This window comes from Kitasatospora sp. NPDC050463 (genome assembly GCF_040655255.1).
GTDB lineage: Bacteria > Actinomycetota > Actinomycetes > Streptomycetales > Streptomycetaceae > Kitasatospora.
In genome coordinates this window covers 51,106-74,986 of sequence record NZ_JBFAJO010000009.1, presented here as the reverse complement: position 1 = coordinate 74,986, position 23,881 = coordinate 51,106, and the positions used below count along the sequence as shown (strand labels likewise).

General features: G+C 73.3%; 20 protein-coding genes and 1 tRNA gene. 14 read left to right on the top strand and 7 right to left on the bottom strand.

All coding sequences use genetic code 11. The features are described from left to right. Nucleotides 1-86 precede the first annotated feature (86 nt). A complete protein-coding gene (locus AB0J08_RS08150) occupies nucleotides 87-1,238 on the bottom strand; it encodes a TerD family protein (RefSeq protein WP_360628787.1) in 1,152 nt (383 codons plus the stop codon). Between the two features lie 495 nt (nucleotides 1,239-1,733). Between AB0J08_RS08150 and AB0J08_RS08145 the strand changes: the two genes are divergently transcribed. From AB0J08_RS08145 to AB0J08_RS08135, 3 genes are all read left to right on the top strand, one after another. Further along, nucleotides 1,734-3,071, top strand: a complete 1,338-nt coding sequence (locus tag AB0J08_RS08145; protein ID WP_360628784.1) for an HpcH/HpaI aldolase/citrate lyase family protein — start codon at nucleotides 1,734-1,736, stop codon at nucleotides 3,069-3,071. A gap of 149 nt (nucleotides 3,072-3,220) precedes the next feature. Beyond that, nucleotides 3,221-5,740 (top strand): phosphoribosyltransferase, encoded by a 2,520-nt coding sequence (locus AB0J08_RS08140; RefSeq protein WP_360628781.1) that lies wholly within the window; start codon nucleotides 3,221-3,223, stop codon nucleotides 5,738-5,740. A 5-nt stretch (nucleotides 5,741-5,745) separates the two neighbouring features. Then, nucleotides 5,746-6,615: an HAD family hydrolase gene (locus tag AB0J08_RS08135; RefSeq protein ID WP_360628778.1), complete on the top strand. Its 870-nt coding sequence runs from the start codon at nucleotides 5,746-5,748 to the stop codon at nucleotides 6,613-6,615. Nucleotides 6,616-6,645: 30 nt separating this feature from the next. On the opposite strand, the gene AB0J08_RS08130 is transcribed toward AB0J08_RS08135, so the two are convergent. Both AB0J08_RS08130 and AB0J08_RS08125 read right to left on the bottom strand, forming a co-directional pair. Further along, a complete protein-coding gene (locus tag AB0J08_RS08130) occupies nucleotides 6,646-6,870 on the bottom strand; it encodes a zinc ribbon domain-containing protein (protein WP_148645294.1) in 225 nt (74 codons plus the stop codon). Nucleotides 6,871-7,000: 130 nt separating this feature from the next. Further along, nucleotides 7,001-8,320: a hypothetical protein gene (locus AB0J08_RS08125; protein ID WP_360628775.1), complete on the bottom strand. Its 1,320-nt coding sequence runs from the start codon at nucleotides 8,318-8,320 to the stop codon at nucleotides 7,001-7,003. A 209-nt stretch (nucleotides 8,321-8,529) separates the two neighbouring features. Here AB0J08_RS08125 and AB0J08_RS08120 point away from each other — a divergent pair. After that, nucleotides 8,530-8,601, top strand: a tRNA-Val gene (locus AB0J08_RS08120). Nucleotides 8,602-8,812: 211 nt separating this feature from the next. On the opposite strand, the gene AB0J08_RS08115 is transcribed toward AB0J08_RS08120, so the two are convergent. After that, nucleotides 8,813-8,983 (bottom strand): hypothetical protein, encoded by a 171-nt coding sequence (locus tag AB0J08_RS08115; protein ID WP_360628772.1) that lies wholly within the window; start codon nucleotides 8,981-8,983, stop codon nucleotides 8,813-8,815. 44 nt (nucleotides 8,984-9,027) lie between these two features. Between AB0J08_RS08115 and AB0J08_RS08110 the strand changes: the two genes are divergently transcribed. From AB0J08_RS08110 to AB0J08_RS08080, 7 genes are all read left to right on the top strand, one after another. Beyond that, entirely contained in the window at nucleotides 9,028-9,768 is a 741-nt protein-coding gene (locus AB0J08_RS08110) for a VIT family protein (RefSeq protein ID WP_360628769.1), read from the top strand. 98 nt (nucleotides 9,769-9,866) lie between these two features. Continuing rightward, entirely contained in the window at nucleotides 9,867-12,401 is a 2,535-nt protein-coding gene (locus AB0J08_RS08105) for an ATP-dependent Clp protease ATP-binding subunit (protein WP_360628766.1), read from the top strand. Nucleotides 12,402-12,595: 194 nt separating this feature from the next. Then, nucleotides 12,596-13,894, top strand: coding sequence for a sensor histidine kinase (locus AB0J08_RS08100; protein ID WP_360628763.1), 1,299 nt, complete (start codon nucleotides 12,596-12,598; stop codon nucleotides 13,892-13,894). Further along, the gene (locus AB0J08_RS08095) at nucleotides 13,891-14,568 is read left to right on the top strand and encodes a response regulator transcription factor (protein WP_360628760.1); all 678 of its coding nucleotides are present in this window, start codon (nucleotides 13,891-13,893) and stop codon (nucleotides 14,566-14,568) included. The genes AB0J08_RS08100 and AB0J08_RS08095 overlap by 4 nt, the downstream gene beginning before the upstream one ends. Before the next feature lie 306 nt (nucleotides 14,569-14,874). Next, on the top strand, nucleotides 14,875-15,147 hold the full coding sequence (locus AB0J08_RS08090) for an SHOCT domain-containing protein (protein ID WP_360628757.1): 273 nt from the start codon (nucleotides 14,875-14,877) through the stop codon (nucleotides 15,145-15,147). After that, the gene (locus AB0J08_RS08085) at nucleotides 15,144-15,899 is read left to right on the top strand and encodes an ABC transporter ATP-binding protein (protein WP_360628754.1); all 756 of its coding nucleotides are present in this window, start codon (nucleotides 15,144-15,146) and stop codon (nucleotides 15,897-15,899) included. Before AB0J08_RS08090 ends, AB0J08_RS08085 begins: the two co-directional genes overlap by 4 nt. Beyond that, complete coding sequence (locus AB0J08_RS08080; protein ID WP_360628751.1) at nucleotides 15,896-18,475, top strand: ABC transporter permease; 2,580 nt, start codon at nucleotides 15,896-15,898, stop codon at nucleotides 18,473-18,475. Before AB0J08_RS08085 ends, AB0J08_RS08080 begins: the two co-directional genes overlap by 4 nt. A gap of 201 nt (nucleotides 18,476-18,676) precedes the next feature. Here the strand turns inward: AB0J08_RS08080 and AB0J08_RS08075 are convergent, their stop codons facing one another. The 3 genes from AB0J08_RS08075 to AB0J08_RS08065 form a co-directional block, all read right to left on the bottom strand. After that, nucleotides 18,677-19,564 (bottom strand): metallophosphoesterase, encoded by an 888-nt coding sequence (locus AB0J08_RS08075; RefSeq protein ID WP_360628748.1) that lies wholly within the window; start codon nucleotides 19,562-19,564, stop codon nucleotides 18,677-18,679. 196 nt (nucleotides 19,565-19,760) lie between these two features. After that, a complete protein-coding gene (locus AB0J08_RS08070; RefSeq protein WP_360628745.1) occupies nucleotides 19,761-20,048 on the bottom strand; it encodes a DUF4190 domain-containing protein in 288 nt (95 codons plus the stop codon). A gap of 63 nt (nucleotides 20,049-20,111) precedes the next feature. Beyond that, complete coding sequence (locus tag AB0J08_RS08065; protein ID WP_360628742.1) at nucleotides 20,112-20,267, bottom strand: hypothetical protein; 156 nt, start codon at nucleotides 20,265-20,267, stop codon at nucleotides 20,112-20,114. 113 nt (nucleotides 20,268-20,380) lie between these two features. On the opposite strand from AB0J08_RS08065, the gene AB0J08_RS08060 reads away from it, so the two are divergent. The 3 genes from AB0J08_RS08060 to AB0J08_RS08050 all read left to right on the top strand — a co-directional run bounded on the left by AB0J08_RS08060 (nucleotide 20,381) and on the right by AB0J08_RS08050 (nucleotide 23,738). Continuing rightward, nucleotides 20,381-21,010 carry a TetR family transcriptional regulator gene (locus AB0J08_RS08060; protein WP_360628739.1) on the top strand — a complete coding sequence of 210 codons (630 nt, stop codon included), beginning with the start codon at nucleotides 20,381-20,383 and terminating at the stop codon, nucleotides 21,008-21,010. A 207-nt stretch (nucleotides 21,011-21,217) separates the two neighbouring features. Then, nucleotides 21,218-22,114 (top strand): serine protease, encoded by an 897-nt coding sequence (locus AB0J08_RS08055; RefSeq protein WP_360628736.1) that lies wholly within the window; start codon nucleotides 21,218-21,220, stop codon nucleotides 22,112-22,114. A gap of 139 nt (nucleotides 22,115-22,253) precedes the next feature. After that, nucleotides 22,254-23,738: a S28 family serine protease gene (locus AB0J08_RS08050; protein WP_360628733.1), complete on the top strand. Its 1,485-nt coding sequence runs from the start codon at nucleotides 22,254-22,256 to the stop codon at nucleotides 23,736-23,738. Nucleotides 23,739-23,881: the final 143 nt, after the last annotated feature.

The following is a 23,881-nucleotide window of genomic DNA, read 5'->3' as shown; positions in this document are numbered from 1 at the left end:
CGGGGCCGGTGCGGCGGTCGGGTGCCCAGCTCCGGTTGCTGCGGCTCCGGGTCTCGCGGTCGGGCCCCGGGCTGGTGCGGCGGCCGTCAGCGGGGCTGGAACTGCGGACCCTGCGGCGGCAGCGCGAACTCCTCGGTGGCGGCCGGGGACTGGGGAGCCTGCGGTGCGGGCTGCTGCACCGGCGGCTGCTGGGGCTGCGGGGCGGTGTTCGGCGGGGGGTAGCCGTAGCCGCTCTGCTGTTGCGGTGCGAGCTGCTGCGGGTAGCCGTAGCCGGGGGCCGGGTGCTGCGGTGGATAGGTCTGCGGCGGCGCCTGGTGGGCCGGCTGGGGGTAGCCGTAACCGGGGCGCGGCGCCTGCTGCGGGTAGCCGTAGCCGCCCTGCTGCTGAGGGGCCTGCGGCGGATAGCCGTACCCCGGCTGCTGGGCCGGGGGCGCCGGTGGGAGGGTCGGCGCGGTCGTCGGCATCGCGGGTGGGGCGGGCGGCGGCGGAGGAGTGTTCGCGGGTACGGCCGCGGCCGGCGACGACGCGGGTGGCTGCGGGGCGGTGAGGGGGACGGCGGGAGCCAGGGTGTACGTGCCCGGCTCGGGCCGCGGGGCCGGACGGGGATCCGGCAGGGCGGCGCGCGGGTCCGCCCCCGGACCGGGCCGGCCCGGCTGGTCGGCCGGCCCGGCGTCCTGGGGCCCGCCCGCGGCGTCCTCCACGGTGATCCCGAAGTCGGTGGCCAGGCCGATCAGACCGGTGGCGTAGCCCTGGCCGACGGCCCGGAACTTCCACGACCCCGACCGGCGGTAGAGCTCGCCCGCGACCAGCGCGGTGACGTCGTCGTTCTCGGGCATCGCGAACTCGGCGAGCGCGGCGGCGCCCTCCCCGGCGCCGGCGTCGAAGAGCAGCAGGCGCAGCCCGGTCACCGTGCGGAACGAGCCGCCCTCGGAGGAGCCGGCCAGGACCACCCGGTCCACCTCGGGCGGCAGCTTGGCGAGCTCGGCCTCCACGGTGTCGGCGATCTCGGTGCCGGCGGAGGTCTGCTGCTTGGGCAGGTGGCGCACCTGCCCCGAGGGGTGTCTCGGCTGGTTGTAGAAGACGAAGTCGGCATCGGAACGAACCCTGCCGTCGGCGCCGAGGAGCAGCGCGGAGGCGTCCACGTCCGGCGCACCGGGCGTGGCGCTCCAGCGCAGCACGGCGCGGACCGCCGCCACCGGCAGTGCGATGTTGGCGCCCTTGGCCATCACGTGCGTCATAGCCGACCATCCTGCCCGTTCGCCACCCCTTCGGACAACGTGACCGGAGGTGGCGAAACCGTGGGACTTTGCCAATGCTTGCGCTTTGTGAAGCGGAGGGTAATCTTCCGAGAATTCGATGTTTCGGAATCGCATTCGACCGGAAGTCGTCCGTACGATGGGCCCTCAGAGGGTCCCGGGGGGTTCGGCAGGGGGGATCAGCAGCGTGCGCCCGGGAACCACCGGGCCCGGTGGACCGGTTAACCATCGTGACGCCCCGCACCCCGCAGCGGTGCCCGACGGCTCGCACCCCGACCTTCCGCAGCCCGACCTCACACCGGGATCGTGGCCCCCTCCGAGCATCCTCCCGCACTCTCCGAGCACCTCCCTGCACCGCCACCCCCCGGTACCTCCGCGCACGGCCCCAGCACCTCCCCGCACGCCCCCAGCACCTCCCCGCACGTCTCTGAGCACGAACCCCGCCGGATCGGCGGCCGCAACCCTGAGGAGAGCACCATGCGCCATTTCGGCCACCTCGCCGACGACGTACGCGGCCGGCTCTTCCTCGAACAGCCCCGGGCGTTCTCCGCGGAGAGCGACGCGGCCGTCCTGGCCACCGCGCTCGGCGCGACCCTCTACAGCCCCGCCACCAGGCCCACGCTGGGCACGGACATCCGGAAGCAGGCCGGTCGGGGCGTCGTCTCGATGGTGCTCTGCCTGGAGGACGCGATCGCCGACCACGAGGTGACCGCCGCCGAGGCCAACCTGGTGGTCCAGCTCGGCGAGCTGTTCGACGAGCTGCGCGGCGCGTCCCGGGGCGACGCGTCCGGCGCGGCGCTCGACGAGCTGCGGGATGAGCGGCGGGCCCGCGGTGAGGTGCGCGCCGAGGCGCCCGGCGGGTGGTTGGGAGAGGTCCGGGGAGTGGCCTCCGAACCGGCCGGAACCGTCGAAACCTTCACTGCTTGCGCACAAGACCTGCCCCTCCTCTTCATTCGGGTCCGCGCCGCCTCCCAGATCACCGACCTCGCCGACCGGCTCGGCCCCGCGATCGGGCTGCTGACCGGTTTCGTGCTGCCGAAGTTCACCGAGGAGAGCGGCGGCGAGTTCCTGGAGGCGCTCGCCGACGCCGAGGCGGCCACCGGCCGGCGGCTGTTCGCCATGCCCGTGCTGGAGTCCCCCGAGCTGGCCCACCTGGAGACCCGCCGCGAGCAGCTGTTCGGGATCGCCCGGCTCCTCGACAAGTACCGCGAGCGCGTCCTCGCCGTCCGCCTCGGTGTCACCGACCTCTGCTCCGCGTACGGGCTGCGCCGCTCGGCCGACCTCACCGCGTACGACGTCGCCCTGGTCGCGGCGGTGATCGGAGACGTGGTCAACGTGCTCGGCCGGGCCGACGGCACCGGATTCACCGTGACCGGGCCGGTCTGGGAGTACTTCCCCGTGCAGGAGCGGATGTTCAAGCCCCAACTGCGCCGCACCCCGTTCGCCGAGGCGGAGCCCTCAGGGGAGGCGGTGCGCCAGCGGATCATCGAGCACGACCTGGACGGCCTGATCCGCGAAATCGAGCTCGACCGGGCCAACGGGCTGCTCGGCAAGACCTGCATCCACCCCAGCCACGTCCCCGCCGTGCACGCACTCTCCGTGGTCACCCACGAGGAGTACAGCGACGCCCGGGACATCCTGGACCAGGAGCGCGGTGGCGGCGGGGTACTCCGATCGGCGTACACCAACAAGATGAACGAGGCCAAGCCGCACCGGGCATGGGCGGAGCGGGTGATGCTGCGCGCCGAGGTCTTCGGGGTGGCGCGGGAGGACGTGAGCTTCGCCGAGCTGCTCTCGGCCTGCCTCTGCGGCTGACCACACGGGCCGGGTGGCCGTCCGGCCTGCGCGTCCCCGACCTGTACGACCTGTACGGCTGGCACGACCGGCACCACCTGTACGACCTCGCTCCGACTGCACGCATCGCACCGATCGCACGACTCGCACCATCGAAGGCAGGACCAGTAGTGACAGCACAGCAAGAGTGGACCGGCCGCTGGGTGGCCGACCGGGCGGGCGTCGCCCTGACCGGATCGGACCGCCTCCCCGAACTGGTCGGCCTGGCCCTGCGCGAGAACCCCAAGCGCGCCCACCTGCTGGTCTCCACCGTGCTCGGCAAGCACGTCCCGCAGCGCCCCTCCGTGGTGCACGGCGCGGGTCTCGACCTCGGACGCCGGGTTCGCGAGCTGCTGGGCGAGGAGACGGCCGCCCGCGCCGTGGTGCTCGGCTACGCCGAGACGGCCACCGGCCTCGGCCACAGCGTCGCCGACGGCCTGGACGCCCCCTACCTGCACTCCACCCGCCGCCCGGTCGCGGGGGTGACCCCGGTCGGCGGCTTCGAGGAGGAGCACTCGCACGCCACCTCCCACCTGCTGCTGCCCGCCGACCCCGCGCTGCTGGCCGGGGACGGCCCGCTCGTCCTGGTGGACGACGAGTTCTCCACCGGCAACACCGTGCTCAACACCATCCGCGAGCTGCACGCGCACCACCCGCGCGACCACTACGTGGTGGTCGCCCTGGTCGACCTGCGGGACGAGGCCGACCGCCGCCGGCTGGCCGACACCGCCGCCGAACTCGGTACCCGGCTCGACCTGGTCGCCACCGCCGGCGGCGGTGTCGCGCTGCCCGGTGACATCCTCGCCCGCGCCGAGCGGCTGATCGCCGAGGTCGGTCCGGCCCCGGAGCCGCCCCCCGCCGCCCCCGCCCCGCTGGTGCGGGTCGCCCTCGACTGGCCCGACGGCCTGCCCGACGGCGGGCGGCACGGCTTCAGCGCCGTGCACCGGTCGCAACTCGAAGCCGCTCTCCCGGGGTTGGCCGCCCAACTGGCCGTCGCGCTGGAGCCGGCCGAGGGCGGCCGGGTGCCGGAGCCGGCCGGGTCGGGGCGGGCGCTCGCGACGGCCGGGTCGGGGCGGGTGCTGGTCCTCGGCTGCGAGGAACTGATGTACGCGCCGCTGCGCCTCGCCGGCGCCCTCGCGGACCGCCTCGCGAACGGCGAGGAACGGGTCCGCTACTCCACCACCACCCGCTCGCCCGTCCTCGCGGTGGACGACCCGGGCTACGCGATCCGTACCCGGCTCTCCTTCCCCGCCCACGACGAACCTCAGGACAGGGGTTCGCGCGAGCGCTACGTCTACAACGTCGCCCCCGGCGTCGACCCGGCCCGCCGCTTCGACGCGGTCGTGCTGGTGATCGACGACGTTTCCGACACCACCGAACTGCACGAGGGCGAGCGGTCCCTGCTCGGTCAGCTGCGGCAGGTCACCGACCGGGTGGTCCTCGCCGTGCTGCCGTCGCACCGGCCCTCCCGCCTGCCCTCCGGTCCGTCTCCCGCGCTGTCCGCCGCCCTGCCCGCGCCGCTCCACGGCCCGGGGTTCTCGTCCTACCGCGCCGACGAGGTGTCCTGGCTGCTCAAGGACCTCTCCGACGTCCCGCTGGAGGCTCCCACCGAGGAACGCGAGGAGGCCGTCCAGAACGGCGGCGCCCACTACGCGGAATCCCTGCCGGTCGAGTACCAGCCCAGCCCCGAGTACCAGGAGCTGTTCCACCAGGCGCTGCGGATCTCCGCCCGCCGGATCGCGCTCGCCGTCGGCACCGTCGCGGAGACACTGGTACGCGAGCGCGGTCGCGGTCTCGTACTGGCCTCGCTGGCCCGGGCCGGTACCCCGGTGGGGGTCCTGATCCGCCGCTGGCTGGCCTTCGCGCACGGCCTGGACACCCCGCACTACGCGGTCTCGATCATCCGCGGCCGGGGCCTGGACCCGGTCGCCGTGCGATACCTGGACGCCCACCACAACGCCCCCGACGTGGTGTTCGTCGACGGATGGACCGGCAAGGGCGCGATCACCCGCGAGCTCGCCGAGGCCCTGGCCGGCACCGCGTTCGACCCCGAGCTGGCCGTCCTCGCCGACCCCGGTCGCTGCGTGCGCACCTACGGCACCCGGGACGACTTCCTCATCCCGTCCGCCTGCCTCAACTCGACCGTCTCCGGCCTGATCTCCCGTACCGTGCTGCGCGCCGACCTGATCGGACCGGACGACTTCCACGGCGCCAAGCACTACACCGAGCTGGCCGGCGGGGACGTCTCCGGCGCCTTCCTGGACACCGTCGCCGACCACTTCGCCGAGGTGCGGAGCGAGGTGCGGGCGGCAGCCGACCGGCTCGCCGCCGAGGACCGCACCCCCGACTGGGCGGGCTGGGCCGCCGTCGAGCGGATCAGCGCCGAGTACGGCATCGACAACGTCAACCTGGTCAAGCCCGGCGTCGGCGAGACCACCCGGGTCATGCTGCGTCGCGTGCCCTGGCGGGTGCTGGCCCGGCGCGGCACCGGCGCCGATCTCGACCACGTCCGTCTGCTCGCCGCCCAGCGCGGCATCCCCGTCGAGGAGGTGGACGACCTGCCGTACTCGTGCGTCGGCCTGATCCACCCCCGCTACAGCCGCGGAGCGACCGGCGCCTCCGGCACGGCCGTCCTGGCGAAGGAGTCCTGAGCCCGATGAGCAGTCCCCGTGGTTTCCTGGTCGCGAGCGACCTCGACCGCACCCTGATCTACAGCAACCGCGCCCTCGCCCTGGACGTGCCCGACCGTCTCGCACCGCGGTTGCTCTCCGTCGAGGTGCACGACGGCAAGGCGCTCTCGTTCATGACCGAGCAGGCCTCCGAAATGCTCGTCGAACTCGCCCGCGAGGCGCTCCTCGTCCCCGCCACCACCCGGACCAGGACCCAGTACGAGCGGGTCAACCTGCCCGGCCCGACGCCCGGCTGGATCCCCGCCTACGCGATCTGCAGCAACGGCGGCCGGCTGCTCGTCGACGGCGTCCCGGACGAGGACTGGCAGGCCGAGGTGGCCGGCCGGCTGGCCACCGCCTCGGTGCCGCTGGCAGAGGTGGTCGAACACCTGGCCCTGTGCGCGGACCCGGAGTGGACGCACAAGCGGCGGGTCGCCGATGAACTCTTCGCCTACCTGGTCGTGGAACGCGCCGAGCTGCCAGCCGGCTGGCTCGACGAGCTCACCGGCTGGTGCGCCGAACGTGGCTGGACCGTCTCGCTGCAGGGCCGCAAGGTGTACGCGGTGCCGGCGCCGCTGAGCAAGAGCGCGGCGCTGGCCGAGGTCGAGCGGCGGGTCGGCGGGGCCACGGTGCTGGCCGCCGGCGACTCACTGCTCGACGCGGACCTGCTGCTCGCCGCCGACGCCGCCTGGCGCCCCGGCCACGGCGAACTCGCCGACAGCGGCTGGAGGGCCCCCGGCGTCACCGCCCTCGACCAGGTGGGCGTGGCGGCCGGGGAGGAGATCATCCGTCAGTTCCTGGCCCGCGTCCGGGGCGGGGTGGACACCGGCCCGGTCGAGGCAGTCGTCAACGGCTGAGGCCTCGGCCCCGGACGTTCCGCGCCCCGCTCAGCCGCAGCAACCGCCGCCGCAGCAGCCGCCGCCCCCGCCACCGGACGGGGCCTGCTGCGCGGCGCCGCCGGACGCGCCACCGGTGACGGCGACGGCCGACAGCAGCTTCACGGTGTCCTCGTGTCCCTGCGGGCAGACCGCGGGGTCGTTGGCCTGCGCCATCGTGCGGCGGAGTTCGAAGGTGGCGCCGCAGGAGCGGCAGCGGAAGTCGTAGCGTGGCATACCCGCAGGGTAGCCCGGTGCGGACCGGCGGCGCAGGGTGCCCGGGTCGGTGGTGCGGTGCGTTACCGGTGCTCCTGCGCCTCAACGGTGCCCTGCGCCTCTGGTGCTCCTGCGTCAACGGTGCCCTGCGTTACCGGTGTCCGCCCAGGTCCTCCCGGATCAGCTCCACCACCTGCGCCGCCGTCTCCCGCACCGCCGCCAGCTCGGTCAGGAAGTGCCAGTAGTCGGGGTGCCGGCCGGCGGCCTCCAGCGCCGCCACCGCGCCGTCCAGCCGACCGACTGCCGTGTCCAGCGGAGCCGCGTGCCGCGGATCCGGCGCCTGCCGCCCCGCCATCGCGAGCCGCTGGGCGTCCCGGAGCGCGAACCGGGTCCGCTCGATCTCCCGGTTCGGATCGTGCTGCACCTCGTTCAGCTGCCGCAGCCGCTCGTTCACCGCGGCCACCGAGCCGTCCGCCGTGTCCAGCAGGGCGCGCACCGTGCCGATAGCGCCGGTCGCATCCGCCCAGCGCTGCTCGTCGCGCGCCCGCGCCGCCTCGGCGAGCTTCTGCTCTGCCGCGTGCCCCGCCTCCGCCACCTGGTCCGGCACCCGCTGGAGGTCCTGCCAGCAGGCCGTGGAGAACCGCCGCCGCAGCTCGCTCAGTGCCGGCTCCACCGTGGCGGCCTTGGTCTCCAGCGCCTGGATCCGGGTCCGCAGGCTGGCCACCCGCCGGTCGATCTCCCGCGCGCGCTCCGGCAGGTGCTCCGCGTCCGCCGCGATCGCGTCGGCCCGCTCCTTCACCTGCTCCGCACGCTGCAGCGTGGCGGCCACCCCGTGCCGGCCGGCCCCCTCGTTCAGCCGACCCAGCTCCGGGCTCAGCTCGGCCAGCCGGGCAGCCAGATCGTCCGCCCGCAGCCCCGCGCCGCGCACCTCCTCCAGCGTGGTGGCCGCGGTCAGCAACGCCCGCTTCGCCTGCTCCACCGCCGGGGTCACCCGCATCAGCTGCGACTCGGCGCGCTGAAGGACCGGCTGCAACCGCTGCAGGAAGTCGTTCAGCTCCGCCTGCGCCGCGCCCAGCTGCCCCTTCACGTCCTGCAACTGGTGCCGGGCGCGCGCCGCCGCACCGGACTCCAACTCCTCGGCGTCCAGGTCGTGCGCGTCCAGTGCCGCCAGGTAGTTCACGGTGACCTGGTCGACCCGGCCGGAGATCGCCTCGAAGTCCGCTGCCGCCCGTCGCGCCGTCGCACCATCCTCCGCCGCGCGCACCGTCTCCACCGCCAGCCGCACCTCGCGCTGGGCGGAGTCCAGCTCGTAGAACGCCTGCTGCGCCGCGTCCCGGGCCGCCTTCGCGTCCGCTCGCACCCCCTCGCCGCCCCGCCGGCCCCACCAGCCCCCGCCGGCACCGAACGACGCTGCCCCGGCGGCACCCAGCGCACCCGCTACCACCAGCGGCAGCACCAGTGCCTCGGCCACCGCACTCCCCGGCCGCCGCCCCCGCCCACTCCCGCCGGCCACCCTCACTGCGCGCTCCCTGTTCCGACCGCTGATCCACTGCCCATTGTTCCCGATCGCCCCACCACACCGGCACCCCTACCCGTCCCGATCCCCGGCCACCTGCACCACACCACCCCGCGAACCAGGTACCCTAGGCAGTCGTCGTGCCCCCACCGGGCCGCGATGGGGGGCGCGTAGCTCAGTGGTAGAGCGCTGCTCTTACAAAGCAGATGTCGGCGGTTCGAAACCGTCCGCGCCCACAGATGAGAAGGGCCAGTTCGGAGGAGTGATCCTCACGAACTGGCCCTCGGTCGTTTCCGGGCTCTCAGTCGGCCTGTGCCATCGGCGTGCCAAGTGCCTCCGGCGGCGGGTCCTGCCGGCCGAGAGCCTCACGGACGGCTTCACCTCTTTCCACCGCCGTCCCAGGCCGGGCGGTACGCGCGCCGAACCGTGGTGACGGCGGGGGCGATCTCACAGCGCGTCGCACGTGCCGAGCGGCAGCAACTGGTGGAGAGGGTGCCGGGGGAGCCGGGGGAGAGCGGACACCGAGCGGTCCTCGACTCGCTGACGGCGGCCGGGCGCGCGCTCGTCGAGCCGTCGGTGGACGTCGGACGTGCGGGGGAGGGCGGGCCGAATGATCATCGGGGGAACGGGTAGCCCCCGGGGATGATCGGAGGTGATCGCTGATGGACGGACGGACTCCAGCGGCCGGGGAGGCCACAACTGCCGCGCCGGGTGAGAGCCGGGCCGAGCTGTCGGCCCGGCTCAACTGGTTGCGGGCGGCTGTGCTGGGGGCCAACGACGGGGTGGTGTCGACGGCGGGCATCGTGACCGGGGTGGCCGGGGCGTCCGGGTCGCGGACGGCGTTGGCGGTGGCGGGCGTGGCCGGTCTGCTGGCCGGAGCGATGTCGATGGCGGCCGGGGAGTACGTCTCGGTCAGCACCCAACGGGACACCGAGCAGGCCGCGTTGGCGAAGGAGCGGCGTGAGCTGGCGGAGGATCCGGAGGGGGAGCTGGACGAGCTGACCGACTTCTTCCGTAGTGCCGGGCTGGACGACGCGCTGGCCCGTGAGGTGGCCGTGGAGCTCACCGAGCGGGACGCGCTGGTCGCGCACGCGCACACCGAGCTGGGGATCGATCCGACGGTGCTGACCAATCCTTGGCAGGCGGCGTTCGCCAGTGCCGCCGCCTTCACCCTGGGCGCGTTGGTGCCGCTGCTCGCGGTCCTGCTGTCGCCGGCGTCCTGGCGGCTGGGGGTGACGGTCCTGGCCGTGCTGCTCGCGCTCACCGCGTCGGGCTGGGTGAGCGCCGGGCTGGGCGGGGCCGGGCCGGTGCGGGCGGTGCTGCGGAACGTGGCGGGCGGCACGCTGGCGATGGCCGTCACCTACAGCGGTGGTGTGGTGCTCGACCAGCTGACCGGTTCCTGACGGGACTCCGAGGCGCAGCCGACCGGGTCTGCCCGGGAGGCGGGCACCGGGGGGCTGTGTTTGTGTGAGCCCAGACTGCTTGGGAGAGGTGAACCACGGTGACCATGCCCCCGTTCGGATCGAGCGACCCGTTCTCCGACCTGCTCAGCCGGTTCTTCGGAATGAGCCCGATGGCCTCCCCGCCCGCCGTGCAGCGGGTGCCGATCGGGCGGCTCCTGAGCGAGTCGTCGCAGGAGTTGCTGGCGCTCGCCGCGCATCGCGCCACCGAGGACGGAAGCAGCGACCTCGACACCGCGCACCTGGTCTGGGCCGCCACCCGGGTGGATGCGTCGCGGCGGATGCTGGAGCGGGCCGGCATCGACGCCGACCAGCTCGCCGAGGACCTGGGCAAGGAGTTGCCGTCCGGGGTCGGAGCGCAGGCGCCGGAGGGTCGACCCGCGCTCACGCCGTCCGCCAAGCGTGCGCTGCTCGCCGCGCACGCCCGTTCACAGGAGGCCGGCGCCTCGTACATCGGGCCGGAGCACATCCTCGGCGCGCTGCTGGAGGAGGAGCGCTCGGGTGCGGGTGTGGCCCTGCGCAACGCGGCGCCCTCGCAGGAGGCGCTGCGCACGGTGATGGAGGGGCGTGGGACGGGTGGTGAGCGCAGCAGTACCGGCGCGCACCCGAGCCAGACGCCCACCCTGGACGAGTACGGCCGCGACCTGACCGACGAGGCGCGGGCGGGCCGGCTGGATCCGGTGGTCGGGCGGGCGGAGGAGATCGAGCAGACCGTTGAGATCCTCTCCCGCCGGACCAAGAACAACCCGGTGCTGATCGGTGAGCCGGGCGTCGGCAAGACCGCCATCGTGGAGGGTCTGGCCCAGCGGATCGTCTCCGGGGACGTGCCGCAGAGCCTCCGCGACAAGCGGGTGGTGGCTCTCGACCTCACCGGGCTGGTGGCGGGTTCCAAGTACCGGGGCGAGTTCGAGGAACGGCTGAAGAGCGTGATCGACGAGGTCACGGCGGCCGAGAAGAGCGTGATCCTCTTCCTGGACGAGCTGCACACCGTGGTCGGTGCGGGGGGCGGGGGCGAGGGTTCGATGGACGCGGGCAACATCCTCAAGCCGGCCCTGGCACGCGGTGAGTTGAGCGTGGTGGGCGCCACCACCCTGGACGAGTACCGCAAGCACGTGGAGAAGGACGCCGCGTTGGAGCGCCGCTTCCAGCCGGTGCTGGTGCCCGAGCCGAGCGTCGAGGAGACGATCGAGATCCTGCACGGGCTGCGTGACGCGTACGAGGCGCACCACCAGGTGCGGTTCACCGACGAGGCGCTGGATGCCGCGGCGAGCCTCTCCGACCGCTATGTCAGTGACCGCTTCCTGCCCGACAAGGCGATCGACCTGCTCGACCAGGCCGGTGCGCGGGTGCGGCTGCGCAGTCTGAGCGGTTCCACGGAGGCGATGCCGGTGCAGGAGCGGATCACCAAGCTGCGCCGGGAGTTGGAGGAGGCCGTCTCGGACGAGGAGTTCGTGCGGGCCGCCAACCTGAAGACCGAGCTGAGGCAGACCGAGGAGGAGCTGGCCGCGATCACGGAGTCGCGCGAGAAGGTCGTCGCGGTCACCGCGGAGGACATCGCGCAGGTGCTCTCGGGCCGGACCGGCATCCCGGTCGCCGAGCTCAACGCGACCGAGCGCGAGCGGCTCCTCAAGCTGGAGGAGCACCTGCACCAGAAGGTGATCGGGCAGAACCAGGCGGTCACGGCGGTCGCCCAGGCGGTGCGGCGCGGCCGGGCCGGGATGGGCGATCCGGAGCGGCCGACCGGGTCCTTCCTGTTCCTCGGGCCGACCGGCGTCGGCAAGACCGAGCTCGCGAAGGCGCTGGCCGCGCTGCTGTTCGGGGACCCGGACCGGATGATCCGCTTCGACATGAGCGAGTTCCAGGAGAAGCACACCGTCTCCCGGCTGGTCGGCTCCCCGCCCGGGTACGTCGGTTATGACGAGGCGGGGCAGCTCACCGAGGCGGTCCGCCGCAAGCCGTACAGCGTGCTGCTGTTCGACGAAGTGGAGAAGGCGCATCCGGACGTCTTCAACCTGCTGCTCCAGGTGCTGGACGACGGGCGGCTGACGGACGCCCAGGGGCGTACGGTCGATTTCCGCAACACCGTGGTGATCATGACCAGCAACATCGGGTCGCAGCGGATCCTCGACCACGCGGGCGACGTGGACGAGATCAGGGACGACCTGATGCGGGACCTGCGGACGCACTTCCGGCCGGAGTTCCTCAACCGGATCGACGAGGTGATCGTCTTCCACGCGCTCTCCCGCGACGACCTCCTCAAGGTGGTCGACCTGATGCTGGAGCGCAGCCGGCGCCGGCTGAAGGCGCAGGGCGTGCGCCTGGAGGTCACCGACGAGGCCGAGGAGTGGCTGGTGAACCGTGGCTACCAGCCGGAGTTCGGGGCGCGGCCGCTGCGCCGCACCATCCAGTCGGAGCTGGACAACCGGATCTCCAACCTGCTGCTGGACGGCACGGTGCAGGAGGGGGACACGTTGATCGCGGAGGTGGACGCCGGAGAACTGGTGGTGGCGCTGGCCCGGCCGGAACCCTCGGCGACGGCGGAGGAGGCCCAGGCGAAGGCCGCCGAGTCGCGGTAGCGGCGGAGAGTCGGCCTCGCCGGGTGGACCCGGACCGGCCGGCGCGCTTCGGACGTACTCCCGCGGGAGTACGCCCGAAGCCCACTCCCGGGTGACGCGGTGGGGTGCGCCCGGGGTCTAGCCTTCCGGGCATGACGCCGCGTACACCCCAGTCACCGCGGGCGCGCCCCGGACCGTCGTCGGAGGAGCCGCCCGTGTCGCATGGGCTTACCGGGCCGTCGTCGGAGGAGCCGCCGGTGCCGGAGGAGGGCCCCGGTCCCGGCGGGCGTGCCGCGTCCGCGCGCGGGCTCGGCGCACTCGCGAACGGGCAGGCCGAGCCCTGGCGCCCGCCCTGGGTGCGGGCCGCGAAGGCGGGCTGGCCGGTGGCAGCGGCGCTCGTCATCGCGGCGGTGCAGGTGGTCGGGTCCACGGTGGCCGGGCGGCACCAGAGCGGGCGGGCTCCGCTGGACGCGTTCGGCTACCTGTTGCTGCTGCTCGGGCCGGCCCTGTTGGTGCTGCGCCGCCGGTGGCCGGTGGCGGCGGTGGCGGGCAGTTCGGCCGTCACCGCGCTGTACCTGGTGGCCGGCTATCCGTACGGGCCGGTCTTCGTCAGCTGGGTGATCGCCTGCTGCGTGGCGGTCGCCGCCGGCCACCGGCGGGCCGCCTGGGCCGGCCTCGGCGGGGTCTATCTCGCCCATGTGGTGATCACCTTCGTACTGCCGGCCGACTGGCTGCGCACGGCGCCGGTGTCGATCGCGTGGTGGCAGGAGCTGGGGCTGGTGGCCTGGCTGCTGCTGGTGCTGTCGGTCGCCGAGATCATTCGGTTCCGGCGGGAGCAGATGGCCGCCCACCGGGAGTTCCGGCAGCAGCAGGAGCAGCGCCGGGTCGACGAGGAGCGCCTACGGATGGCACGGGAGTTGCACGACATCCTGGCGCACAGCCTGTCGCTGATCAGCGTCCAGGCCGGGGTCGCGCTCGAACTGATCGACAGCAGGCCGGAGCAGGCCCGTACGGCGCTGGCCACGATCAAGGCGACTAGCAAGGAGGCCCTTGGCGAGGTCCGCCAGGTGCTCGGGACGCTGCGCGGACCGGGAGCCGCGGCGCCGCGCGGCCCGGCGCCCGGGCTGGCCCGGCTCGACGAGCTGACCGAGCAGGCCGAGCGGGTCGGCCTGGCGGTGGAGGTGCGTGAGACGGGCGAGCGGCGTGCACCGGCAGCCGGCGTCGACCTGACGGCCTTCCGGATCGTTCAGGAGGCGCTGACCAACGTGATTCGGCACTCGGTCGCCCGGCAGGCGACCGTCGGCCTGGACTGGACCGACCCGGCTGCCCTGGTCGTCACGGTCGACGACCCGGGCCCGGCCGCCACCGGCGACGCGGGCGGCAGCGGCAGCGGGCTGACCGGGATGCGGGAGCGGGTCGCCGCGTTCGGCGGCACCATCACGGCAGGGCCGCTGGCGGGCGGCGGATTCAGGGTCCGGGCGACGCTGCCCACGACCGGGGTGGAGGACGCGTGATCAGGGTCCTGCTGGCGGACGACCAGCTGCTGGTGCGGGCGGGCTTCCGGGCGCTGCTCGACCAGCAGGACGACCTCACCGTGGTCGGCGAGGCGGACGACGGCGAGGCCGCCGTGCGCCTCGCCCGCGAACTGCGCCCCGACGTCGTCCTGATGGACATTCGGATGCCCCGGACGGACGGGCTGGAGGCCACCCGCCGGATCGCCGCTGATCCGGCGCTGGCCGAGGTGCGGGTGGTCGTCCTGACCACCTTCGAACTGGACGAGTACGTCTTCGAGGCGCTGCGCTCGGGGGCGGCCGGCTTCCTGGTCAAGGACACCGAGCCGGCCGAGCTGCTGCGGGCCGTCCGGGTCGCGGCCGAGGGCGACGCCCTGCTCTCGCCGGGGGTGACACGTCGGCTGATCGGCGAGTTCGCCGCCCGCTCCAAGGCGCCGGAGCAGATCCCGGCGGGGCTCTCGGACATCTCGGTGCTCACCGAGCGGGAGCGCGAGGTGCTGGCGCTGGTGGGTATGGGGCTGTCCAACGAGGACATCGCCCGTCGTCTGGTGGTCAGCCCGCTGACCGCGAAGACGCACGTCAGCCGGGCCATGGTGAAGCTCGGCGTGCGGGACCGGGCCCAACTCGTCGTGGTCGCCTATGAGTCGGGCCTGGTCCGGCCCGGCTGGCTGGGCTGAGGGGCGTTCCTGCCGGTCGGCCTCGTTGCGGTCGGCCTTGTTGCGTGTGCGGTGTGCGGTGTGCGGTTGGGGCGGCCGGGTGCCCGGGTGCCCGGGTGCCCGGGTGCCCGGGTGCCCGGGTGGCCGGTGCTCGGCGCTCGGCGCGTACTTCGCGGGCGCGGGCACCCGCCCGTCCGTACTCCCGCGGGAGTAGCCCAACGGCCGCTGTCCGGAGGACGCGGGAGTAGGTCCCCCGGCGGGAGGCTCAAGGTGTTTCGGGGCGTACCCCGAAGCGGCTGAACCCCACCGCCGAGGAGATGAACCACCATGTACACGCTGCTGGCCGACCACGACGGGCATTGGCCCGGCCCCTGGATCCTGCTGATCCCGCTGGCCTGGGCCGCCGTGGTGTTCCTTCTGATCGTCGTCCTGCGCAGGACGGTCTGGCGCCGTGGCTGCGGCGCCGGGGCGGACCACCCGCTGGCCGTCCTGGGCCGCCGGTACGCCGAGGGCGACATCGACGCGGAGGAGTACCGCGCCAAGCGGGCCGTCCTCACCGAGACGCGGCGCGGTCCGGACGGAAGGGGCGCGGGAAAGTGAGCACGCTCGACGTCGTACGCGACACCGCCGCCCGGGTCGTCGACGCCGTGAAGGTCTACGGCGTCGGCGACACCGTGGTCCGGGCGCTGGACCACGTCACGGTCGACTTCCCGGCCGGGGGGTTCACCGCGATCATGGGCCCGTCCGGTTCGGGAAAGTCCACCCTGATGCACTGCGCGGCGGGTCTCGACACCCTCACCGCGGGCCGGGCCTACATCGGCGGTACCGAACTCGGCCCGCTCGGCGACCGGCGCCTCACCCTGCTGCGCCGGGAGCGGATCGGCTTCGTGTTCCAGGCGTTCAACCTGGTGCCCACGCTGACCGTCCGGGAGAACATCACCCTCCCGCTCGACCTGGCCGGCGCCGCGCCCGACCAGGGCTGGCTGGACGCGCTGATCGACGTCGTCGGCCTCGGCGACCGGCTGCACCACCGCCCGAGCGAGCTCTCCGGCGGCCAGCAGCAGCGCGTCGCCGTGGCTCGGGCGCTCGCCGGACGGCCGCAGGTGGTCTTCGCCGACGAACCCACCGGCAACCTCGACTCCCGCACCGGCGGCGAGGTGCTCGGTCTGCTGCGTCGGGCCGTCGACGAGATGGGGCAGGCCGTCGTCATGGTCACCCATGACCCGATGGCGGCCGGCTACGCCGACCAGGCCCTGTTCCTGGCCGACGGCCGACTGGTCGACCAGATGGAGCAGCCGAGCGCGGGCCGGGTGCTGGACCGGATGAAGGCCTTCGAACGGGGGCGGTCATGAGCTCCGCGACGGCCGCCGCCCGGCTCAGCCTGCGCTCCCTGGGAGCGCACAAACGGCGTCTGGTCGGCACCTTCCTCTCGATCCTGCTCGGGGTCGCCTTCCTGACCGGGACGATGGTGCTCGGCGACACCCTGCGCTCCAACTTCGACACCCTGTTCGCCGACGCCAACGCCGGTACCGACGTGGTGGTCCGCAGCGCCGACGTCCTGGACTCCCCGGGGACGCCCGGTGGCGTGCGGGCGCCCGTCGACACGGCGCTCGCCGAGCGGCTGCGGGGCGTACCCGGGGTGGCCGCCGCCGAGGCGTCCGTCCAGGGCGCCGGTCAACTGGTCGGCAGCGACGGCAAGCCGGTCGGCGGGCAGGGACCGCCGACCCTCGCCGGCAACTGGCTCACCGACGGCCGACTCAACCCCTACCGGCTCGCCGAGGGCAGGGCGCCGCAAGCGCCCGGCGAGGCCGTGGTCAACCGCGGTGCGGCGAAGGCCGGCGGGCTGCACGTCGGTTCCACCACCGTGCTGCGCACCCCCGACCCGGTGACCGTCACCGTCGTCGGCATCGCCACTTTCGGGGACAGCGCGGACGGAATGGGGCCGAGCACCTTCACCGCACTGACCCTCGGCGACGCCGAGCGGTACCTCACGCCCAAGGGCACGGGTCAGGCCGGCTCGATCCAGATCCGGTCGGTGGACGGGATCTCCCAGCAGGAGTTGGCGAAGAGGATCACACCGGAGCTGCCGAGCGGGGTGGAGGCGATCACCGGTACGGCGGCCACCCAGGAGAGCACCGCGATGGTGTCGGGGCGATTCCTGACCATGTTCACCACGCTGCTCCTGGTGTTCGCCGGGATCGCGCTGCTGGTCGCGACCTTCACCATCCACAACACCTTCGCGATCGTGGTCGCCCAGCGGACCAGGGAGAACGCCCTGTTGCGGGCGCTCGGTGCGGTGCGCGGTCAGGTGCTCGGGGCGACGCTGGCGGAGGCGCTGGCCGTCGGCGCACTGGCCTCGCTCGGCGGGCTGCTCGCCGGGGTCGGCGTGGCGGCCGGGCTCAAGGCGCTGTTCTCGGCGCTCGGCTTCTCGCTGCCGACGGGTGGCATGGTGATCAGTACGGCCGCGGTCGTGCTGCCATTGCTCGTCGGCACCCTGGTCGCGGTGGGCTCGGCGTTGCTGCCCGCCGTCCGGGCGGGGCGCACGGCGCCGCTGGCGGCGCTCCGCGAGACCGGGGTGGACCGGGCCGCCGAAGGGTGGTCCGGCAGGGTCCGGGCGGTGCTCGGCGGGCTGCTGGTCGCGGCGGGTGTTCCGGTCACCGTCCTCGGTGCGACGGACGGGCCGTCGGTCGCGCTGACCGCGAGTGGTGCGCTGACCGTCCTGGTCGGCGTGGTGGTGCTCGGCCCCGTCACCGCCACCCTCGCGGTCCGGATGCTGGGCGCGCCGCTGGCCCGGCTGCGCGGGGTGTCCGGCACGCTGGCCCGGCGCAACGCGGCCCGCAATCCCCGCCGCACGGCGGCCACGGCGAGCGCCCTGATGATCGGCGTCGCCGTGGTCACGCTGTTCACGGTGTTCGGGGCCTCCATCAAGGCCACCCTGGACTCCACGGTGAGCTCGTCCTTCGCCGGGGATCTCGCCGTCACCGCGCCCTCGTTCGGTGCGGGCGGCAGCGGGGTCAGCCCCAAGTTGGCGGACGCGCTCGCCCAACTGCCCGAGGTACAGCAGACGGTGGGCCTCGGCCGGGGTGTCGCGCGGATCGACGGCCACGGGCGGGTGCTGGACGTCACCGACCCGGCGCGACTGGCCGGGATCGTCGACCTCGGCCGCGTCGACGGCGCCCTCGACACGCTCGGCACAGACGGCCTGGCGGTCACGCGCAGCGAGGCACAGCAGCGGGGCTGGCGGCTCGGCCAGAGCGTGAGTGTCGCCTTCGCGGACGGCACGAGCGGTCCGTTCACGATCCGTGCCCTCTACGAGGACGGAGGGTTGGCCGGGGACTACCTGATCACCCGCCAGGCCTGGGCCCCGCACCGTGGACAGGACGCGGACACCATGGTCGCGGTCGGGCTCAAGGACTCGGTGCCGCTCGGCGTGGGCAGGGTCGCCGTCGAGAAGGCCGCCGCGCCGTTCGGGAACCCGCAGGTGCAGGACCGGGACCAGTACGCGGCGAGTGCGGCCGGCGGGGTCGACATGATGCTCTCGGTGGTCTACGCCCTGCTGGCGCTGGCCGTGCTGATCGCGCTGCTCGGTATCGCCAACACGCTGACGCTGGCCGTGCACGAGCGGACCAGGGAGATGGGGCTGCTGCGGGCGGTCGGTCAGACCCGGGCGCAGCTACGGGGCATGGTGCGCTGGGAGTCGGTTCTGGTGGCCGCGTTCGGGACGGTCGGCGGGCTCGGTCTGGGGGCGTTCCTCGGCTGGGCGTTGGTGCGAGCCTCGGACAGCGCCGGGACGGGCTCGTTCGCGATCCCGCCGGGACAGCTCGCGATAGTGCTGATCGCAGGGTTGGCGGCGGGTGCGGTCGCAGGCCTGCGACCGGCGGCGCGGGCGGCGCGCCTGGATGTGCTCCGGGCGATCGCGACGGAGTGAGGGGGTGAGGGCGTGACGGAGCGACGGTTCGCGCGCAGGCCGAGCGTGCGGCGGGGTGGGTGCACCAGCGGGGCACATGCCTGCCGTGATTCCGCCCCGGCCGCACCGCCCTCGGCTGCAGGCCCTCCAGCACCCGGCCTGCGCAGCCGCCGGCCGTGCTCGTTCCCCCGGCTGGGCCAGGTGCCCGGCCGGGGCCGGAGCTCAGCCGCCCTGGGGAAAGACCTGCCGCAGCAGTGGGTCCGGCAGGCCGCGGCGGCGCCACTCGCGTGGGTAGCCCAGCGAGACCTCTTCGAAGCGGACCCCGTCGTAGCTGGTCACCCGGGGGATGTGCAGATGGCCGTAGATCATCGCGGCGGTGTTGAAGCGTCGGTGCCAGTCGGCCGTCAGTTCGGTGCCGCACCACTGGGCGAACTCCGGGTACCAGAGGATCTCGGTGGGGTGGCGGACCAGCGGGTAGTGGTTGACCAGGACCAGCGGCAGCTCCGGGTCGCAGGCCGCCAGCCGCTTCTCGGTGAGCCGGACGCGCTCGCGGCACCAGGAGTCGCGGTCGGGGAACGGGTCCGGGTGGAGCAGCCGCTCGTCCGAGCAGACCACACCGCTGTTGTACGCGGCTTCCAGGGACTCCTTCTTGGTGGTCGTTCCCGGCGCCCGGAAGGTGTAGTCGTACAGCAGGAACAGCGGTGCGACGGCGACCGGCCCGCCGGCGCCCTCCCAGACCGGGTACGGGTCCTCGGGGGTGACGACACCGAGGCGGCGGCAGAGGTCCACCAGGTACTCGTAGCGGGCGACGCCGCGCAGCTGGACGGGGTCGTCGGGGTGCGTCCACAGCTCGTGGTTGCCGGGCGCCCAGATGACCCGGGCGAAGCGCTCGGCGAGCAGGCCCAGGGACCACTCGATGGTGGTGGTGATCTCGGCGATGTCACCGGCCACGATCAGCCAGTCGTCGGGGGAGTCGGGTTGCAGCTTCTCCACCAGGTCGCGGTTCTCCTGGTAGGAGACGTGCAGGTCGCTGACGGCGAGCAGCCGGCCTGCCCGCGCGGGGCCTCCCGTCCGCCCCGACTGCGCGTCACTCTGGTACTCGGTCGTCACTCCAGCCCCCATGTCGTCACCCGGCCGATGTCGCCACAGTACGGGGGCGGACGGGCTTCGCGCCTCAGGTTGGCTGGATCAGTCGTTCGAGCGGCTCGCTTCCGCCGTTGGACCGGTGCGCCGGCGCCGCCTGGGGTCGCCCGGGTGGTCGCCCGGGGCTCTCCGGGCCCCGAGGGCGGGGGTGCCCGACGTCGACTCAGTCGCCGATCTGCCAGAGCACGCCGTGGCCAGCGACCGTGGTGACGGCGAGGACGACCAGCCCGGCGATGCCGAGGGCGAGGCCGAGGACGGCACGCCCGCGACGGCGGGTGCCCCGGACCAGGGCGAGCGTGGCGAGGGTGATGGCGAGGGGGCCGAGGACGATGTTGAAGAGCAGCAGGCCCGGGAGGCCAAGGAGGAAGGAGGCGACGGCCAGGTTGTCGGCCTCGGCGGTGCGGTGGCGCCGAGCGGTGGCGCCGGTGGCGTTGCTCGTGGCAGTGCTCATGACGGCAGGGTCCTTTCCGGACGGCAAGACGACGGGACGGCGGGACAGGCAGAGGTCAGGGGGTCAGCGCTGCCGCAGGCGGGCGATGCCCTCGCGGGCGGCGAACGCGAGCAGCCAGGCGGTGATGGCGGCGGAGGCGGCGAGGAAGACCGGGAGCGAGGTGTGCGCGGCGGCGCCGACGAGGACGCCCATGGCGACCAGGGCGGTGAGCAGGATCATGGCGGGTCCCTTCCGGCGGCTTCCACCGCCTTGGGTTTACAAGTGTTCGCTGGATCCTCCGTCACTCTACGCCGGGCTGGCCATTTTCGGCAAACACTTGTTTACTGAATGGCGTGAGTCACACCGTTGGGGCCAGGCAGGCCCAGAAGCAGCAGAGCCGGCGCGCGTTGCTGGATGCGGGGCTGCACCTGCTGGCCGATCAGAACCTCGCGAGCCTCGGCGTTCGCGAGGTCACCCGGGCCGCCGGGCTGTCCCCGGCCGCGTTCTACCGGCACTTCCCGGACCTCGCCGCGCTCGGGGTGGCGCTGGTCGAGGAGTCGCTCGCCAGCCTCCACGTGATGATCCGCTCCGTGCTGGCCGGGGCGGGCGGGTCCGAGGAACTGATCGACCGGACGGTGGATGTCATCGAGCGGCATGTGCGCGAACATCAGCCGCACGTACGTTTCCTGGCGCGCGAGCGGCACGGGGGCGTGCGGCAGGTGCGGGAGGCGATCGACACCGAGCTCGGGCGCTTCGCCGCAGAGGTCGGTGCGGCTCTCGCGCTCCAGCCGGTGTCGCGCGGGTGGAGCGACGAGGATCTGCGGATGCTGGCCGAGCTGTACGTCGACCACATGGTCTCCACGGCCGCCGCCTTCCTGGAGGCGCAGGATGCCGATCCGGCCCGCGAGCGGCATATCGCCGCCACCGCCAGGCTCCAGCTGCGCCTGATCAGCCTCGGCCGCCGTCACTGGCAGGGTGGTTGACGGACCCCCGGGCCTGACGGCTTGACGGCTTGACGGCCTGACGGCCAGGCCGCCCTACCCCGCCCCACCCCACCCCATTCCGGCCCGAGTCGGCCCGGTCGGGGAACCGTGGCCCCTCCCCGCCTGACCTCTTCGCCGTGGTGGCGCTCTTGACATCTCGTCATGTCCGCGCCAGCTTGGGTGCACCCCCACAACGAGAGGTCTCTCATGAAGAAGCCGCTCATAGGTATGTTCGCCGCGCTCCTGTTCGCCGGGGCCACCGCCCTTGCCGGTGCCCCCGCCGCGGTCGCCTCGTCGCCGGCGGGCGCGCAGGCCCGATCGGTGGCCGAGGCCCAGGCCCCCTCCCAGGACCAGCAGGCTCAGGCCGTCGCCGCCGTGAACTTCGCCGGGACGGTGGCGCTCAGCAACTGTTCCGGTTCGCTCGTCCGGCTCCCTGGCTCCGCCGCGACGGACCCGGCGCTCGTCCTCTCGAACGGCCACTGCCTGGAGACCGGGTTCCCCGGTCCCGGCGAGGTGGTCGTCAACCAGTCCTCCAGCCGCACGTTCTCGCTGCTCAACGGCACCGGCTCCAAGGTCGCCACGCTGCGCGCGACCAAGGTGGTCTACGGGACGATGACCGACACCGACGTGTCGATCTACCAGCTGAACACCACCTACGCCGCGATCCAGTCCAGCTACGGGATCGCCCCGCTGACCATCTCCGCGAGCCACCCCGTGCAGGGCACCGCGATCAAGGTCGTCTCCGGGTACTGGAAGAGGATCTACTCCTGCTCGGTCGACGGCTTCGTCTACCGGCTCAAGGAGGGCTCCTGGACCTGGAAGGACTCGGTCCGCTACACCTCCAGCTGCAACACCATCGGCGGCACCTCCGGCTCCCCGGTGGTCGACGCCAGCACCGGCCAGGTCGTCGCCGTGAACAACACGGGCAACGAGGACGGGCAGCGCTGCACGGACAACAACCCGTGCGAGGTCGACCAGAACGGTGTGGTGACCGTTCGCCAGGGCATCAACTACGCCCAGGAAACCTACGGCATCCCGGCCTGCTTCGCCGCCGGCAATCGCCTCGACCTCACCCGGCCCGGCTGCGCCCTGCCGCGCCCCTGACCAGCACATTTCCCCCTGGTGGGCCATCCGCGATCCGCGGGTGGCCCACTCGGCCGTCTACCGGACGGCCGATTGTCCGGCAGTCGGGCGCCGATTGCCGGAGAGTGTCGAACAGTTCCGTTGATCCGATGGAGAGTTGATGTCCACCAAGCTCAGAAGGCTGCTGGTCGCCGTTCTGCTGATACCGCTGCTCGGCCTCGGCCTGGCGACGCCGGCCCTGGCGGCCGGTGCGGACCCGGGTGCGGACTCCGGGGCGGCCGCGGCCGGCTCCGCCGTCGCCGACGACCCCGCGGCCGACATCAAGGACCGCTTGGCGGCGATCCCGGGGATGACCGTCACCGAGGAGAAGCCCACCACCACCGGTCACCGCTACTTCCTGCTCACCTACACCCAGCCGATCGATCACTTCCGCCCCTGGCTGGGCACCTTCCAGCAGCGGTTGAGCGTGCTGCACCGGGGCTACGACCGTCCGACCGTCTTCTACACCAACGGCTACACGCTCGGCACCAATCCCTCGCGCACCGAGCCGACCCGGCTGACCGACGGCAACCAGGTCTCGATCGAGTACCGCTACTTCTCGCCGTCCCGCCCGGAGCCCGCGGACTGGACCAAGGCCGGCATCCAGCAGGCCGCCACCGACTCGCACCGGATCATCACCGCGCTGAAGCGGATCTACCAGCGCGCGTGGCTCTCGACCGGGGCCAGCAAGGGCGGCATGTCTTCGACCTACCACCGCCGCTTCTTCCCGGACGACGTGGCCGGCACCGTCGCCTACGTCGCGCCGAACGACGTCGACAACCGCGAGGACTCCGCCTACACCGAGTTCTTCCGGACCGTCGGCACGCCGGAATGCCGCGCCACGCTCGCGGCCGCGCAGCGCGAGCTGCTCGTCCGCCGTGATCGCCTGGAGGCCCGTTACGTGGCCGACAACGCGGCGGCCGGCTCCACCTTCACCACCACCGGCAGCGCCGACCGGGCGTACGAGGCGGGCGTGCTGGACGTCGTCTGGGCGTTCTGGCAGTACAGCACCGAGGCGGACTGCGCCGATGTCCCGGTGGCGGCCACCGCCACCGACGACCAGCTGTACGCGTGGTTCGATGCCCAGTCCGGCATCACCGGCAACAGCGACCAGTCGCTCGCCAAGTACACCGCGTACTACTACCAGGCGGGTACCCAACTGGGTGCGCCCTCCTTCGACGTCTCGCACCTGAAGGGCCTGCAGCACTACGCCTACACGGAGCTGTACTCGCCGCGCACCTATGTGCCGAAGGACATCCCGATGCGCTTCGACCCGTCCGCGATGCGTGACATCGACCGCTGGGTGAAGCACTCCGCCGAGCGGATGATCTTCGTCTACGGCCAGAACGACCCGTGGGGTGCCGAGCCGTTCCGGCTGGGCTGGGGCAGTGAGGACAGCTACGTCTACACCGTGGCCGGGGGCAACCACGGCTCCAACATCGGCAAGTTGAAGGCCGACGAGTCGGCCGAGGCCACCGCCAAGGTGCTGGAGTGGGCCGGTCTGGCCGACCCGACCGCCGCCCGTTCCCTCGCCCAGGCCCACCAGATCCCGCCGTTCGGGCCGCTGGACGAGGAAGGCCTGAAGCTGGAGCACCACCGGCTGTAGGCCGGAGCCGGACGCATCACCCGGGGTCACCCCTCGCGCGAGCGGGGGGTGACCCTTCGGCGTGCCCGCGCCCGGGGCCAGCGGTCGAGCAACGGGCAACGGTGAACGGTGCGCGCCCTCTCCCCGAAGCAATGAATCAGTGC